The sequence below is a fragment of the Anaerotruncus colihominis genome (assembly GCF_010206195.1).
GTDB classification, from domain to species: Bacteria; Bacillota; Clostridia; order Oscillospirales; family Ruminococcaceae; genus Anaerotruncus; species Anaerotruncus colihominis_A.
In genome coordinates this window covers 22,396-38,268 of the sequence record NZ_VIQT01000003.1, presented here as the reverse complement: position 1 = coordinate 38,268, position 15,873 = coordinate 22,396, and the positions used below count along the sequence as shown (strand labels likewise).

The following is a 15,873-nucleotide window of genomic DNA, read 5'->3' as shown; positions in this document are numbered from 1 at the left end:
TCCCGAAGATCGGGAAGGATGGGGGCAAGGTTATGGACAGCAGGGATTTTCTGGGCCGCGGATGGAGCTTTCCCATCGCGGTAGACCCGCGGACAGGGCGGATTGCAATGGTTTCCCATGAGGAGGATATCAAGCAATCGGTCGGTCTGATTCTGCGCACCTATCGGGGCGAGCGGGTCATGCGGCCGTCGTTCGGTTCCCGTGCGGCGGATTACGTTTTTGAATCGGACGCCCAGGACTTTGCGCTGTCGGTTTCCAGCGAGCTGGAGGGCGCGCTCACCCGCTGCGAGCCGCGCATTCGGGATGTGAAGGTTGCTGCCCGTATGGAGGGCAAAGATCACACAACCGCTGTGGTGGAGATCAGCTACACGGTCCGCAGTACCAACAACTACTTCAATCTGGTCTATCCGTTCCATATGCTTGAGGGGGTCGAAGCGTGAAACAGTTTCCAGTGCTCGACAGCCGGACCAAAGAGGATCTGCTCGTCCAGATTGCCGCGCGGGCGCGCCGGTATACGCCCGAATGGCGCCTGGATTTTGACCAGCCGGACGCAGGGACGGCGCTTGCCGAGCTCTTTGGCGGTATGCTTTATGAGACGATCTGCCGGTACAACCGGATTCCATATAAGCAGTTCCTTTATTTTCTGAATATGCTGGATACCCGCCGTACCCCGGCCACGCCGGCTATGGGATATGCGCGCTTTTCCTGGGAGGCGCCCGACGCGCGCGGAGCACGCGTGGAGAAAGGCACACAGCTTTATGCACAGAGCGGCAGTGGGGAGGATATCCTCTATGAAACCGACAGCGGCTTCGACGCGTCGGCCGCCGTGCTGAACGGCCTGTTTCTGGTGCAGCCGCAGGCGGATTGTATCGAATGGTACGACGATCTTTCCAGCGAGGCGGCCGAGCTGTTCGGGGCGCATCCCGAACGCAATTTGCAAAGCCATACCCTCTATCTGGGGCATCCGGATCTGTTTTTACTACACACGCCGTGCCTGGTGGAGGTGGAGCTGCATACAGATGTGGAGCTTTTGAGCGAGCAGGCCGCGGCGCAGCTCGCACAGCCGGAATCCGCCAAATGGGAGTATTATGACGGCGCGCGCTGGAACGCTTTTGACCATGTGCAGGCGCGGCAGAAAAGCATTTTGCTGCAAAAGGCCGCTTACGGTGCGATGGAGGCGGAAGAAGCGGACGCCCCGGCCTGTATCCGCTGCGTGATGCAGGGGACGCAGCCGGAGATTCGCCTGCGCGCGGCGCGGCTGCGTACAAGCCCGCTTGAGGGCGCCCCGCTCGAAGCGGAGGAACTTTTTTACAACGACCTGCCGATCGACCGCGCGCTGGGCGGCTACTGTTTCGGGCGGGAGCCAGTGCCCTATGACTGTTTTTATCTGGCCAGCGGCGAGGTGTTTTCCAAACGCGGGGCGCGGCTGAAAATTGAGCTGGAGATGCGCACCATAGTCGTGCAGCAGATGACGCCGGATCAGCGGTATGAATTCAACAAAAAATATATCATTGATAAAAACGACCGGCTCGCATCGGTGCCGGAAATCTACATTTCACAGGTGATCTGGGAATACTGGAACGGCACGGGCTGGAAACGGCTTTTAGTGGAGGGCGACGCCAACCCGTTCGCCTGCCGCAGAGAGGGACGGATGGAGCTTAGCGCCGTCTGTCCTGCAGACATGGAGCCAGTGGCTGTGGGAGCGGTGGAAAACTACTGGCTGCGCGCCCGCGTGGGTTTTGTGGAAAACAATTTCAGCACGACCGGCGACCGGCTCCTTCCGTTTGTACAGGGGGTCCGGCTGCAATATGCCTACGACGAGATGCAGCCGGCCCATTATGTGCGGGCGGACAACAACTGTGAAAGCCAAAGACTACCCAACGCGCACCGGCTGGACAATCTCGCACTGGATGCATTCCAAAAGCCGGAACAGACGCCGCCGGCTGTTTACCTTTGCTTTGACCGTCCGTTCTGCGGCTATCCGGTCAATCTGTTTTTTGATCTGGAGGGCCAGTGCGAAGGGCTTGACAGTCTGGAGGTGCAGGCGTTCTATTTGAACGGCTTTCAAAAAATAAACGCCGCCGACCGGACCGGCGGGCTTTCGGGCAGCGGTATTTTGAGCGCCTATCTGGGCGAACCGCCCGCCCGCGGCCGCCTGTTTGGGCGCGAGGGATATTTTCTGCGCATCCTGGGGGAACGCCGCGCGCGTAAAGGGGCGCTGCCTCGTTTGGCGCGCGTTCTGACCAACGTGGCGGGCATTACACAGTCGCACCGGGAACTGGACCAGCTCTTTGCGGCCGACATCCATGAGGCCGGGCGCGAAATTGTTCTGCCGCACAAATCCGTGCTCTCCTGCGAGGTCTGGGTGGACGAGCTGCCCGAGCTGTCACAGCAGGAGCGCGACCGCCTGCTGGGCGATCCCAAAACGCCCATACGTCCCGAGTACGACGAGGAGGGCGCGCTGATTCGTTTGCGGGTGCGCTGGGAAGAAACCAACAGCTTTTCGGGGACCGGGCCGGAAAGCCGTGTTTATCAGCTCGACCGGATCGGGGGGCGGCTCACCTTTGGAGACGGACGGCGCGGCAAAGTACCGGCCGCCGGGGAGGAAAGCATCCTTGTGCAGTATTCGTCAGGCGGAGGCAGCCGTGGGAATCTGCCCGCGGGGCGGATTGGCGGTATGGTCGGTTCGATTGCTTATATAACCGGCGTGACAAATATAACGCCTACCTGCGGAGGCAGCGATTTGCAAACGATGGAGGCGGTCGAGCGCCTGGGTCCGCGCCGTATCCGCCACCGCTACCGGGCAATCTGCGCCCGCGATTACGAGGATTTGATCGGCGAGCAGTTCGGCGAAGTGATGCAGGTCAAGTGCTTTTCAAATACCGGTGTAGACGGCCGGCCCGATCCGGGAGCTGTCACGGTTGTGGTGATGGCGCGCGATTTCGGCAACCGAGATTATGTGCTGCGCCTGTGCAGACGGATCCGCGCGATGCTGGAGGATTGCTGCGACTGCATGGCGCTGACGCGTCTTTCGGTGATCCCGGCAGTGGTTATGACGGTGAACGCCACTGTTCATCTGATACCGGACGATCTCGACAATGCCGCGCAGGTTGAGCGCGATGCAATCACTGCAATCGGTCTGCTGCTTGAACCGTCGGATGGACGCGGCCTCATCCACGGCATCGGGGAGCTGCCGGCCGCCGCTGATTTTTACAGCAGGCTTAAGTATGTAGAGCATGTGGCGGCGGTGCGCGATGTGTTTTTGGAGGGCGATTATTATGAGGATGGCCGCCGCCGGCTTGTCAGCCTGGATGGGTCGGTATCAGTACCGTTTACGGTGGTTCAGGGCGGAATCCACAGGGTCCGGATGTAGGAACCTATATTCACGGCCCCAAAAACCCGGCCGGATGGCGTTCATTGGTTATGGATACAAGTTCTGAGTAGTACAGATAGAAAGACGAGGTGAAAGGACTTGCTGAACCTGCCGGTTCTGGACGACCAGAGGTTTGAAGATATTGTAACCGGGGCGAAAAACCACATCCCGCAGCTGTGCGCGGAATGGACCGATTTTAATGAGCACGATCCGGGCGTCACCCTGATCGAGCTGTTTGCCTGGTATAAGCAGATGCAGCAGTACCATCTGGACCAGATCACAGCCGATCATTTGCGGATATTTTTAAAGCTGATGGGGATAGTGCCCGAGCGGGTCCGGGAGACGCGCGCCAACCTGCTTGCAGCCGGGCGGGACATACGGGGTCCGTTCGCGTGCGGAGAGCGCCTTTATTCGGCGGGCGGCGTCGCCTTTGAACTGGAGGAAGCATGGAACCCGGGGCGCGTGCGCCTGTGCGCCGCCTATGCAGGGAGAAAAGAACGCCCCGACGACATCACGGGCCTTTTGAACCAGTGGAAGGTGTTTTATACGCTGACGCGCGAGGAGACGCTTTACCTCGGCTTTACCCTTTCCGGGGAAGAAACGGAGTTTGAACTGTGGATGGAGGTAAGTGACCGCCATCCGGCGCCCCGCAACCGCCCGGCCGGGCCGGACGACCCGCCGCCGCGCGCCTTTGTGATCGAGGCGATGGACGGCGCGCGCGCCGTCCCGGTACAGGTGCTGCGGGATGAAACCTTTGCGCTTTCCTTCTCGGGCGGTTTGTCGCTGCGGCTCAAGGAGCCGTTAGAAGCTTCAGACGCCGGGGCGGGTCTGCCAAAATTGTGTTGGCTGCGGCTGCGCATCACAGATCCGGGCTGCGAGGAGGACCCCGCCATCCTGGGTGCCGCCGCCGGATGCGGCCGGCTGGTACAGCGGCAGACACGCGCTGAAAACAGTGATTTCACAGTGTCCCGCGGCGAGACAGCTTCGGTTGAGCGGTATACGCGTCTTGCTGCCAGCGGTGAGCGGGATTTGTTTGTACGCGACGAACGCGGCTGGCATCCGGTAAGCGCCGGGATGGAACCGGTTGTGCGCGATGGGATTGCCGGTGTGCGCTGTAGCTTTGCCGCACAGGATGTGGCGCAGGACGGCGCGCCGAATGTCCGCCTGTGTTGCCGGGAGCGTGATTTCGTCGTGCGGCGCGCGCTTACCGGCCTGCCCGGCGGCCGAATAGGTTTGCTCGACGGCGAGGAAACGGTAGCGACGGGCCGTCTCAGGCTGATGTGCGCGCGTACTTTCCCAGATGGGAGCGTGCGTTACGAGGATTGGGCATATATCGATACGCTGGAGCAGGCGGGGCCGTTTGACCGGGTCTACACCCTGGATGGGGATGGGCTGTTGTTTGGGGATAACCTGCACGGAGCCGCGCCGGAAGGCGGCGAAGAGGCAGTCTATCTGGCCGGTTTTGCGCTGACGGACGGCGCGCGGGGCGCATTGCCGCACGGACAGGCCCTGTTGGCTCCGGGGCGCGGCGGCGATGAACAGCCGCAGGTTGGCGCCGCCTTTTACGTGCGGCCGGGCCGGGATGCCGAGACGCCGGAGGATGCGGCGGCGCGGCTGCGGGAGCAGTGGCTCTGCGATTCGCGCGCGGCCACGGCGCGGGACTATGAGCAAGTTGCGCGCCGCACGCCGGGACGGCGTGTGGGCCTTGTGAAAGCCATCCCGCATTACCAGCCGGAGAATCTTTTTTCACAGATGGAGCCGAACACGCTGACTTTGGTGGCTGCGCCTTACAGCGGCCGTCCGCGGCCGCTGCCGGACCAGCGTTTTCTGGACTGTGTGGCGGCGCAGATGGAGCGGCACCGCACTGTCTGTACGCGCGTCGTTGTCACGGCGCCGGTCTATGTGCCTATACTGGTGCGGGCGGAGGTGCTCTCCAAAAATGGGGTGGAGGAGACGGCTCGCCAGGCGCAGGAACGTCTGGAGCTTTATTTCAGGCAATGCGAGCCGGGCGCCCCGGTGCTGCTCAACGATCTGTTGGGCGTGCTGGGCGCGGCGGAAAGCGTCATCGGCGTGCGGCGCGCGGCCCTGTCCTATAAAGGCCCTCAGTGCCGGCACAGTGAACAGGGGGATGTGCTGATCCCAAAACATGCCGTCGCCTATCTGGAGAAATTGGAACTACATGTATCGGAACATTAGGGCTTGTTTGAAAAAAGAGGGGAATTTTGATTTTTCAAACAGCCCCTAAGCGGACCGGATGAACGGGGGGAACGAAATGCAGCGCAGGAGCTTCATCACGATGAACAGCGAAGCGCACTGGCGCGCAGGCTTCTGTGACAAAATGGAGATTGCCGGCGGTTGTCTCACGCCCGGGGCCGGCGGCGGTGTGGCGCGCGGCGTCTGGTACAGCCCCGCCTTTGACAGCCGGGAGCGTGATTTTGAATGGACCCGCCTGACTCTGGAGGGACAGCTGCCTGAAAATACGCTGATTTCGGTGGGCGTGTGCGCTTCAAACGCATCCGACCCCGGCGGCGTGCCGGTAAAGCGGCTGCTGAGGGAAGGGCGGGTGCGGGAGCTTGACGCGCTCTTTGAGGAACGGTATGAGGGCGCAGATCTGCTGCTTTCCTGCCGGGGCCGGTATCTGTGGGTGCGCCTGGAGCTTGTTTTTGCTGAATCCGCGCCGCTGATGGTGCGCGCTGTCCGCGCGCAGTATCAGGGCGATCATATGGCGGACTATCTGCCCGCCTGTTACCGTCTTGGCGGGCGGGAAAGCTTCGGCTGGCGGTTTTTAAGCATCTTCGATAGCCTGTCGCTCGATTTGGAGGAGGCGGTTTATCACACTGCCGGCCTGTTTGATGTCGAGCGGGCACAAGGGGAAATGTTGCGTTTTCTCGCGTCCTGGGTGGACGCCGACGTACAGGGCCTTACAGACAGCCAGCTGCGGGAGGAAATTTCCCGGACGGTCCGTGCAGGCAGCCTGGCGCAGACGCCCTGGGGAATTCGGGCGCTGGTAAAGCTGTGGACCAAAAGCGAGCCGATTCTGCTGGAGCACTGGCAGGTGGAGGAGATGATTAAAAAGGGCCGCGACCGTGCGCTTTACAGCCAGCTTTACGGCTCCAACCCCAATCAGTTCTTTTTGCTGATGGAGGAGACAGCCTTCCGCGACCCTGGCGAGGCCGACCGCCTGCTGGAGCGCCTGGAGCGGGCGCTGCCGGCCAATGTAACCGCGAAGCTGGTTCTGCTTCGTAAGAGTACTTATCTGGATTGGCACACCTACCTCGGCATCAACTCCGGGATCGGCGGATATGCGCCGGCCTTGATCAATGAGAGCGCGGCCATCCGGTATGATACCATGATTGGAGGGGATGACCATGACAAATCTGAGCCTGTTTCCGATTGAACGCAACCGCTATTTTTATGGAAAGCTGCTGACGGTGCGGGATTTTGAGCTTGAACAGAAATATCTCAACGATAAGCGGCGGCTGCTCAACCTGGCGATCGCCGGATCCGGGGTGGTCTGCGGACTGACAGTCAGCAAAAGCGACGACATGACGCTGATGCTCGAGAGCGGGTTGGCGCTCGACTGCCTGGGCCGCGAGATCGTGGTGGATGCGCCGGTGATTAAAAAGCTTCAGATGCTCGATGGATTTGAGGAAACCATCGGCAAACGGGAGGCGTTTGTCTGTCTGCGCTACTGCGAACAGGCTGCGGAACAGGTGAACGCGGTCGGCGCACAGAGCGGTGAAAATGTCCAGTACAATAAATTCGTCGAAGGATACGCCCTTTCGCTTGAAACAGGCGAACCGGATATCGGAGCGATTTTCGACGCCTCAGGCATGACGCATACATGCCTGACCTACAGCGCGAACGGGGTGCGTATAGCGCTGAGTTTTCCGGTCTGTGTGACAGCCGGGGAGGAGTTCGCCGCCGAATGCATTGTGATGAAGGAGGCGGGCGGCCTTCCGATGCATTTCACCCTCGATTTTCCGTCGGACGCCTGTGTGTCGGAGGAAGGAAGCGGCGAGATCCATCTCGAATTCACAGAAAACGCGCTGGAGCAGAAGGGCCTTTATCGCCATGCAATGAAGCTGCGGGCCTCGTCCCTCATGCGCATGACCGTGCCGATAGCTTCCGGTCAGGCGCGGCTGCGGATTTCGATGGGGGATTTGCAGGATGAGGTGCAGGTGGTGTTGGATAACAGCATTTATCTTGCCGCCAGCCGCCCGGAGACAGAACAATATCTGGCCCGGCGCGACACGCTTGCGCGCCGCCTGGAGCAAAACGACCTGCCTATCTATCTGGCGCGGCTCGATCTTGTCCCGGCCGGCTCGTCGAGCATCATAAGCAGCGTTGCGCCGCTGCCGTTCGGGCAGCGGCTGCGCCGTCCGCAGGAGGGCGGCGCAGCGGGCGGATATGGGCTGGAGAAGGTTGCCAGCCAGGTGCGCTCGCTCAAATACTGGCAGAAGCCGGAGGTCGGGGTCAGCTATAACCGCTCGACCGGCTCGCTCGATTTTCAGTTCGGGATCCCGACAGCGCAGGCATACGATTACGACACATCCTCCGGTGTGGTGGAGATCCCGATGAGCAGCGGTATGCGCGTGAACGCGCGATACTATTCGGATGAGGTGCCCCATAACCTGGGCCCGGGAAATGTGAGCATCCAGCTTGCGGTGGAATTCACAGAGGACGACCAGCCCCGCCTTTTCTTCGGCAACGGCGAGGTCTTTCGCACCAGGAACGGCAACCGCGCTGTCCCGCAGGTGGAGACGGGCGTCATCCTGTATCCTGAAAAGGGAACCTTCCAGGTGGGCGTCTGGCTTCAGGATACGGTGCCCGGCACAGTGCTGCGGGTGCGGTATTTTGCCTCCAAGGTCAGCCGCGATGTAGAAAGCCTCAGGCTCCATGACCATGTGGCGATCCAGGTGCTCCCGGAGGTCCAGCGCGTGCATGTGCGCGAACGGCTGCGTTTGAAGGCGCTTGTCACCGGCACAGAGGATAAACAGGTACTTTGGGAGGTGCGGGATCTGAACGGCGGCAGCGTCGATCAGAATGGACTTTATCAGGCGCCGGATATGTGCGGCACCTACGAGGTTGTGGCGCGCAGCGCCGCCGACCCGGAAACGGCGGCGAGCACCTTTGTGATTGTAGAAGAATAAGAACCTGTATCCACAGCCGGAGGATGCCGGACAGGCGAGGGGACAAAAGACCTGCCCGGCGCTTGGCGGCTGTGAATACAGGTTCTAAAGGAATGAGGCGGCGATGGAGGCACTGGCGAACAGGGGAAAATATAAGGTGATCGACTGTCTGGAGTCCGGCGGCGGCTATGAGGCGTTTACCGCTGTGGATATCGAGGCGCGGGAACGCGCCGAGGTGCTTGTCAACCGCTATGGCGACCCGGAGACGGTGCGGCGCCTGCTGCCGCTCTTTTATGAAGCGCGCGAGCGCGGATGTCCCGGCCTGGTGGAGCTGTTCACCGACTACGGCCGCTTCGCCGCGGTCTTTCGCGCTGCGCGCGGCATTCCGCTGCGCGCGGCCGTCAAACGCGGTCTTTCACACGAGCTGCGGCGCGAGCTGGAGGAGCGGATGTTCCTTCAGGCGATCGCCCTTTCCCAACTGCCTTTGGAGCTTCAAAACAGCCTGCTGTGCGAGGAAAATATTCTGGTAGAGCTTGACAGCCGCCGCGTATCGGTGCAGATGCAGGCGCGGCCGGAACGGGTTCAGCCCGGAGATACGGCTGTGCTGGAGCTTGGGAAATTAAGCGAATGCCTGTTGGGGCGCGGATTTTGCTCTATGCGGGCCGAACTGGAGTTTCTCGACGCGCTGCGCACAGGTTCCTGTCGGACAGTGGGAGCCGCCTATGCGGCCTGGCGCACGCTGTGCGACCGCCAGGAGGAATGGAAGGCTTACAACCTGAAAAGCGCGCCTGCGCGGCTGCTGTATGGTTTGCTTACCTGGCTGCGGCGGCGTAAAGGGGCACGCGCGCTGCGCGCGCGATACAGATATTGATGATTATCCTGAGGGAAAACCACTGAGAAGAGGAGGCGCGGCCAGCTGTGGCGAAAAAAATACTGTCCTATCTGCTGATTCTTTTTGTGACGGCCGCAGCGGCTTGGAGTGTCTTTGGCGGATATATCATCCAGGTGCTCAACCCGGACGCCGTCAGCCGCAGGCAGTCGCTTGGCGCGGTCTGCCTCGACCCCAGGGGCAATGTCTACTGCCTACAAAATACCGGCGGCAGGCTTCTGCTGATCGGCGTGGACGACACCGGACAGCGTTTTCTGGAAAAGGCGCTCTTTGAGGAGGACGAGCAGGAGCGGCTTGCCATGGATCTTTATGCGGCTGAAACCGGCTCCCTGCTGGTGGCCAGCGCCGCTGTCGACCCCCTGACCGAGCGTATTTGCTCCATCGCTATGGACGCCTTTTATGAAAACGGAACCCATGCGGGGCGGCTCTTTGAGCTTGCCTGCGATCAGAGCGCCGAACAGGCGCTCTCCGGCGGCGTGCGGTTTTCCTCTGTGAGCGAGGCGGGCGGTGAAATCCTGTTTGGACTCTTTACAGGCGGCGCGGCCGGCCGGCGGGTGATCGAGCTGTACACGGCGGCGGAAGGCTCTTTTGAGACGGCCCGCAAGGTAGCGGAATATCAGGATAACGGCTACACCGGTTTTTTGGCCCTGGACAGCCGCACCGCGATCGCGGCGTCCCCGGGGCGGTTATCGCTTTTATCCGCGGACAACGCGCGCGAAATCGCGGTTGATGACAGGCTGCTGCCGGGCCGGTTCTGGCGGCAGGGCGACGGCGGAACCGTTTTCCAGGATATGGCCAGTGGGGATCTTTATCTGGCGGACCCGGTGAATATGACCGCATATCCCTGCGCGCGGGGAGAAACCGTCGTTTATGAGGAGAGCGGCCTGCGGCTGCGGCAGTTCGATCTGGTGTCGGTCAATCCGTCCCTGCGCATTGTGGGCGTAATACGCACGCCCATGGGCGGTGATTTGTATACCGGCGGCAGCAGCTATATGGATTACACAGGCAGCGCCGAGCAGCGCGGCTTTAACCTGCAAATTTTCTGGGTCGCAGCGATCATCCTTGGGGTACTGCTTGTGACGACTTTCCTTTGGGATGTGTACGTAGACTTTTTAAAAATGCGCGTGTCGATTGTCTTTAAACAGACGATTACGATTATATTGAGCATGGCCGCCATGACCGGACTGCTGATTCAGCTTGTGTTTGCTCAAAGCCTGGAACAAACACTGACCTGGCATTACCGTGAACGCCTGTTCGCGGCTGCGCAGACAGCCGAGGCCGCTATCCGGGCCGGGCAGGGGCAGGCGCTTTGGGATGAACTTGAAAAAGGCAGCGTCCTGCACGAAGGGGGCGGATCCGCCGAGATCCCTCTGAGGTATGATTTGCTGCGCGAGGCGAACGGAAGCTGGCGGGTGGAGCTTTCAAGCGCTCACGGGATGGAGGGCGTTTTGCTCCAGCACCTTCCTCTGAGGGATAAGCAGGCGGCGATTGCCGTGAGCGTCCCGGAGGTCGCCGCGCTTGCAGAGGGCGGCGTGGTCTATGTCGATACCTATGAACAGCTCGGCCCGCAGTTCTATCTGTTTGCCCGGCTGCCGGAGGGGCGGCTTTTGAGCGTATCCTCCAGCGCAGTCGGTATGCAGCGCACGATCGATCTGTTTTTGCGCGACATTGCGCTTGTTTTGAGTGTCGGCGGCGCAGTGATGCTGCTGGTGCTGCTTGTCGTGCAGTGGTTTGTGGTGCGCGGGCTGCGCAGACTCAAGCGTGGGGTTGACGCGGTGAGCGCGGGCAACTACGCTGTACATACGGAGATTTGCTCTGGCGACGAGGTGGAGGACCTGTCGCGTGCTTTCAACACGATGACAGGCATTATCCGGCGGCAGGTGGCAAGTTTGGCAGGCGTCAACAAAACAGTTCTCCGGTTTGTACCGGAAAATCTGCTTCGGCTGATCGGCGCGCATTCGCTGGAGGAGATCGACAAGACGGCCTTTGTTAAGGCCGACATGACAACCCTGCTGGTGCGCTTCGCATTTCCAGACGGCGCGCCGCAGACAGCCGACGCCCTGTTCTCTGCAATCAATCGGGTGATCGAGCGTATTGCGCCGCTTGTGAGCGCCAACGGCGGAACGGTTTATGACTTCAGGCACGACGGCTTCCATGCCGTTTTCAGCGGCGAACCGGCGGACGCCGTGCGCTGCGCCATTCAGATTCGTGAGGCGCAATCCGCTCTGAACGCGGCTTTAGATATCACAGGCCGGGTGGATATCCGCGCGGCAATCGTTTCAGGCGAGGTGCTGCTCGGAATTATTGGAGATGAACAGCGCATGTCGCCCACCGCGGTTTCAGATGCCATGGACACTGCCCGCCGCATGATGGAGCTGTGCTGGGACAGCAGCCTCTACATCATTTGTACCGGACAGGTATTTGAACGGATCGAAGGCTATCGCAGCCGCTTTGTCGGGCTGGTGGACCTGGGCGACCACAGGGAACGGCTGTTTGATCTTTACGACGGCGATCCCTATTCATTGCTCAAGCATAAGCAGTCCTATGCAAAGGTTTACCGCCGGGCGGTGGACGCCTTCTACCAGCAGCGGTATGAACCGGCGCGGGCGCTGTTTATGCAGATTTTACAAGCCTCGTTGGAGGATGGCGTCTCCCGCAACTATATGTACTGGGCCGACCGGTACTGCACCCAGGGGTGCAGCGATCCGGTATACCGCATTTTCGAGGGCTGAAAGCCAGGCGCGGGGCTTTCGGAGGGTTTCGGCTCGTCCCATTGGACACGCTCACGGAGGAAATTGGAAAAATGTTATTTAGACAACTGACAAGCTCCCTGCGGATGGGGCTGCGTATGCTTCGGACAGCGGTTACACGCCCGTTTCGCGCCGTCTGGTTCAGGCTGCGCCGCGCAACCAATTTAGGCCGGCAGTTCTCCAAGGTGGTGCCGGCGGTCACCAAGGGCGTGACAAAGGTGAAACTTAAGCCCGAGACGCGCGCCGATTATATCAACGCCGGGCCTGTATTCATCGCCAAGAGCCTGTTTGTGGTGATTGCCCTGGTATTGATCGCGGGCGGGCTGTTCATTTATTATATTGGCTGGCCATTTGTGCAGAGCCGCTTTCTGACCGCCCGCCTGCCGGTATCCGACGCGCGTGTGGAGACATATACCGGCCGGGTGAAGCTCTATGCGGACGATGGCAAAACGGCGCTCCTGTTCCATGGGAAGCTGGAGGAGGGGGCAAAAACCGGCAGGGGCAAGGAGTATTATGAGAACGGCCAGCTTCAATATGAGGGTATGTTTGCCGGCGGCCTGTATGAAGGCAAGGGGACGCTTTATGACGAACAGAACCACCGCCTTTATGAGGGTGATTTTCTGGCGGGAGTCCCACAGGGACATGGAATCATTTATGAAAACGGGCTGCCGCAGTATGAAGGAAATTTGGAGCAGGGCGTCTATCAGGGAGCGGGCAGGCTCTTTTGGGAGGACGGGAAAACCGTGCTCTATGAGGGGAGCTTCGACCAGGGAAGCTACAGCGGGACCGGCACGCTTTATAATGCGGATGGACGAAAGCTGTATGAAGGCGGCTTTGTCTCCGGGCAGTATGAGGGCAAGGGCACGCTCTTTGCGGATGGAGCCGCGCAGTTCACCGGGACCTTTTCCGGCGGACTGCTCTCCGGCGCCGGCGCCGAGTTTTACCCCGATGGAACCGTCAAATACCAGGGGGATTTTGAACAGGGCGTATACAGCGGGGCCGGGGCGCTTTTTTGGCCGGACGGGTCGCTTTCCTATAAGGGCGGTTTCCTGCTGGGAAAGTATGACGGCGAAGGAAGCGAATATTTTAAGGATGGCGCAATCCTCTATACAGGCAGTTATGTGATGGGGCAGCGCACCGGCTCCGGAAAGCTCTATGACGAGGGCGGTAAGCTCCTTTATGAAGGGGAGCTGTTCGACGGCGTTTACCAGGGCGCGGGCCGGCTCTTGCTTTCCTCGGGCGATGTGCTTGAATGTAGCTTTGAACAGGGCGTTGCCCAAGGCTCCGGAACCGTCTATAGAAACGGCAAGCTTTATCTGGAAGGTTCTTTTACCAATGGACTGCTTTCGGGCGGAGGGACCCTCTATAATACGCGCGGCAAGGCGATCTATCAGGGCAACTTTGAAAGCGCGGTTCCATGCCCGATTGAGCTGCTCGGCCAAACGGCGGACAACGCCGTTGAAGCATTTGCACAGGCGCGCACTGAAACGCGTGAGGAGTCCGGTTATGGCCTGGTGATCAACCGGGACGCCGGGATCGCGCTTGTGACCGATCTGCCCGCCGCAGAAGACACGCCCGCCAAGGTATATGAGGTTTATGTCTATAATGAGGAGCTGCTTTTGGCATGCGGCCTGGAACAGTTTGGCACGCTGGACGAACCTGTTTCGACCGGATCGGAGCTGTTGGCTCTGCCGGTTTTTGCCGGCGGACAGGGGCTTTCGCAGATGCTTGGCGGCGCGGCGGACGCGGCGGCCGCCTCGGCCAAAGCGCCCGACCAGTCCCGTTGGTTTGAATATGACGGATATACCATAACCGCCTGGGGATGGACAAATCCGGACGCTGCGCAGCAGGCGAAATCGGCCGGTGGAGCCTCTGAAGCTAAGGACTCATCGCAAATGCAGGCGTCCTCCGAAACGGAGGATTCACCCGATCCGGCACGGGAACAGGAAGCGCGGGAGCATCTTCCAAAGGTACCGATGGTATTTCTGGCGCTGCGTTCCCATGAACAGATACCGGCGCCGGCCGAACAACCGGCGGACAAGGAGGAAGCGGCGGACAATATACGGGACGATCAAGCCTCCTCTAAAGCGGCGGAGGAAAAGCAGGGCCGGCTGAAGCCGCCAAAAACAAAGGAATAAACGCGGCGGGCCAGGGGCTGTTTGAAAAAATAAAATCCCCGCCTTTTTCTGCAAACAGCGGCGGACGCCGTGTTAAAAAGCCTCGGAATCCGAAAGGATTCCTGCGTTTTTTGCCTTGCGTTCTCCTGCTGTCTGCGAAAAATCCGGCAATTCCTCTATTTTCAAACAAGCCCTGGGGGCTGTTTGAAAAATCAAAATCCCCGCCTGTTTCTGCAAATATTTTTAAATAAGCCCTGTGCACAGGCAACAACTGTAAGGAGGAATCGGATATGGCTGGTTATACGGCGATCGCAGAGGCTGGACAGGCCATTGTGGCGCTGCTGCGCCGGGAAATGACGCCGGAGCCGGTGAGCAAACCGGAGCTGATCGGCTTGGGCAGCCCGTTTGAGCCGGAGGACTTCCAGCTCACGGTCCATCTGCTGCATCTGGAGGAGAACGCGGAGGGACGGCAGGGATTTATACAGGAGGGGCGCAATACGCAGAGGATGGCTCCTTTGCAGCTCAAGCTGACGTATCTGATCACCGCCCACTCCAAAGCGCCGGTCACAAACCGCGCGGAGGACGAATACCGTATCCTTGGACGGGCCGTACAGGCGCTGCGCGACAATCCTGCCATTGACAGCGGGGTGTTGAGCGGTTCGCTCGCACAAAGCGGGGAGGCGTTGCTCGTCTCCATCCCGAAGCTGACGATGGAGGCGCTCCAGCACATGTGGAATTCCAATTCCAAGCCATATAAAGCGTCCTTTGCGGTGAACTGTACCGTCTTGATTGAATCCACCAGGACCCGTACAGCTGGACGCGTCGGTCAAATCAGCGTTGTGCTCGATGAAAAGAGCACGGGGAGGGATACGCGGTGATACACAGAGCTTCTCTGGTGCTGCGGCTGACGGACGGCTTTCGCGGCCAACCGGTCGCAAGCGCGGCGGCGGTGTGTTTCTGGCTCAATGGGCAGGTTGTGAAGCCGCTCTATAAGCCGGGCGGATGGTTTGTTTTGATCGACCTGCCGCCGGGAGAATACACAGTACGCGTGGCCGGCCCGGGTTTTTGTCCGCTGGAATGGACAGCCGTCCTGCCGGATGGTACGGGCTTTTTGGAATATTACCGGGAACTCAATCCCGCGGAGGATTATCCGTTTGGCGGCGCAGCGATTCGTTTTTATGGAACCGTGCTTGCCTCAGGCGCGCCCGCCGCAGGGCGGCAGGCGCTGCTGATGCAGCCCGGGCGGGGGCAGATCAAGCTCGCAGAGGATGGCGTCCAGGCCGGACGGAAGCGGCTGCGCCTGTTCCTCTCCTCAAGAAATCTGATGCAGGCGGTGCCGGGGGAATTCTTTTTGCCGGATGGCAAGGCCAGTGAGGCGGTGATGCTTTTGGAGGAACGCGACGGGCTGTTCTTGCTGGCAGCGCCGCTGAAGGCTGCGCATAAGCGCGGGACCGCGCTCTATCCGGTACGCCGTTACCAGACAGGGGCAGACGGCCGCTTTTTTGCCGCGCTGATGGAGGAGGCGCAGGCGGAACTCTATCTTGAGACGGATGGAACATACCGGCGTTTTTCTGTCGACGCGGCCAGCGGTGAACAGACCTTTGAGCTTTGA

The 15,873-nt window shown here is 60.3% G+C and carries 10 protein-coding genes; all 10 read left to right on the top strand.

What is annotated here, in order from left to right; all coding sequences use genetic code 11:
• Positions 1-32 precede the first annotated feature (32 nt).
• On the top strand, positions 33-440 hold the full coding sequence (locus tag FMM72_RS01165) for a GPW/gp25 family protein (protein ID WP_162220336.1): 408 nt from the start codon (positions 33-35) through the stop codon (positions 438-440).
• On the top strand, positions 437-3,373 hold the full coding sequence (locus FMM72_RS01160) for a hypothetical protein (RefSeq protein ID WP_162220335.1): 2,937 nt from the start codon (positions 437-439) through the stop codon (positions 3,371-3,373). The genes FMM72_RS01165 and FMM72_RS01160 overlap by 4 nt, the downstream gene beginning before the upstream one ends.
• Before the next feature lie 99 nt (positions 3,374-3,472).
• A complete protein-coding gene (locus tag FMM72_RS01155) occupies positions 3,473-5,569 on the top strand; it encodes a baseplate J/gp47 family protein (protein ID WP_162220334.1) in 2,097 nt (698 codons plus the stop codon).
• Positions 5,570-5,645: 76 nt separating this feature from the next.
• Positions 5,646-6,770, top strand: coding sequence for a hypothetical protein (locus FMM72_RS01150; protein ID WP_162220333.1), 1,125 nt, complete (start codon positions 5,646-5,648; stop codon positions 6,768-6,770).
• A complete protein-coding gene (locus tag FMM72_RS01145) occupies positions 6,742-8,526 on the top strand; it encodes a hypothetical protein (protein WP_162220332.1) in 1,785 nt (594 codons plus the stop codon). Before FMM72_RS01150 ends, FMM72_RS01145 begins: the two co-directional genes overlap by 29 nt.
• A gap of 103 nt (positions 8,527-8,629) precedes the next feature.
• A complete protein-coding gene (locus FMM72_RS01140) occupies positions 8,630-9,376 on the top strand; it encodes a hypothetical protein (RefSeq protein WP_160209131.1) in 747 nt (248 codons plus the stop codon).
• Positions 9,377-9,423: 47 nt separating this feature from the next.
• Positions 9,424-12,126, top strand: a complete 2,703-nt coding sequence (locus tag FMM72_RS17470; RefSeq protein ID WP_162220331.1) for an adenylate/guanylate cyclase domain-containing protein — start codon at positions 9,424-9,426, stop codon at positions 12,124-12,126.
• A gap of 71 nt (positions 12,127-12,197) precedes the next feature.
• On the top strand, positions 12,198-14,282 hold the full coding sequence (locus tag FMM72_RS01130; RefSeq protein ID WP_162220330.1) for a hypothetical protein: 2,085 nt from the start codon (positions 12,198-12,200) through the stop codon (positions 14,280-14,282).
• 269 nt (positions 14,283-14,551) lie between these two features.
• Complete coding sequence (locus tag FMM72_RS01125) at positions 14,552-15,139, top strand: DUF4255 domain-containing protein (RefSeq protein ID WP_160209128.1); 588 nt, start codon at positions 14,552-14,554, stop codon at positions 15,137-15,139.
• On the top strand, positions 15,136-15,873 hold the full coding sequence (locus FMM72_RS01120; RefSeq protein WP_162220329.1) for a carboxypeptidase-like regulatory domain-containing protein: 738 nt from the start codon (positions 15,136-15,138) through the stop codon (positions 15,871-15,873). The genes FMM72_RS01125 and FMM72_RS01120 overlap by 4 nt, the downstream gene beginning before the upstream one ends.

Bases quoted from the DNA above. Each gene is read 5' to 3' on its own strand.
- FMM72_RS01165 (WP_162220336.1), top strand. From the start codon at position 33: ATGGACAGCAGGGATTTTCTGGGCCGCGGATGGAGCTTTCCCATCGCG.
- FMM72_RS01150 (WP_162220333.1), top strand. From the start codon at position 5,646: ATGCAGCGCAGGAGCTTCATCACGATGAACAGCGAAGCGCACTGGCGC.
- FMM72_RS01145 (WP_162220332.1), top strand. From the start codon at position 6,742: ATGACAAATCTGAGCCTGTTTCCGATTGAACGCAACCGCTATTTTTAT.
- FMM72_RS01140 (WP_160209131.1), top strand. From the start codon at position 8,630: ATGGAGGCACTGGCGAACAGGGGAAAATATAAGGTGATCGACTGTCTG.
- FMM72_RS01130 (WP_162220330.1), top strand. From the start codon at position 12,198: ATGTTATTTAGACAACTGACAAGCTCCCTGCGGATGGGGCTGCGTATG.
- FMM72_RS01125 (WP_160209128.1), top strand. From the start codon at position 14,552: ATGGCTGGTTATACGGCGATCGCAGAGGCTGGACAGGCCATTGTGGCG.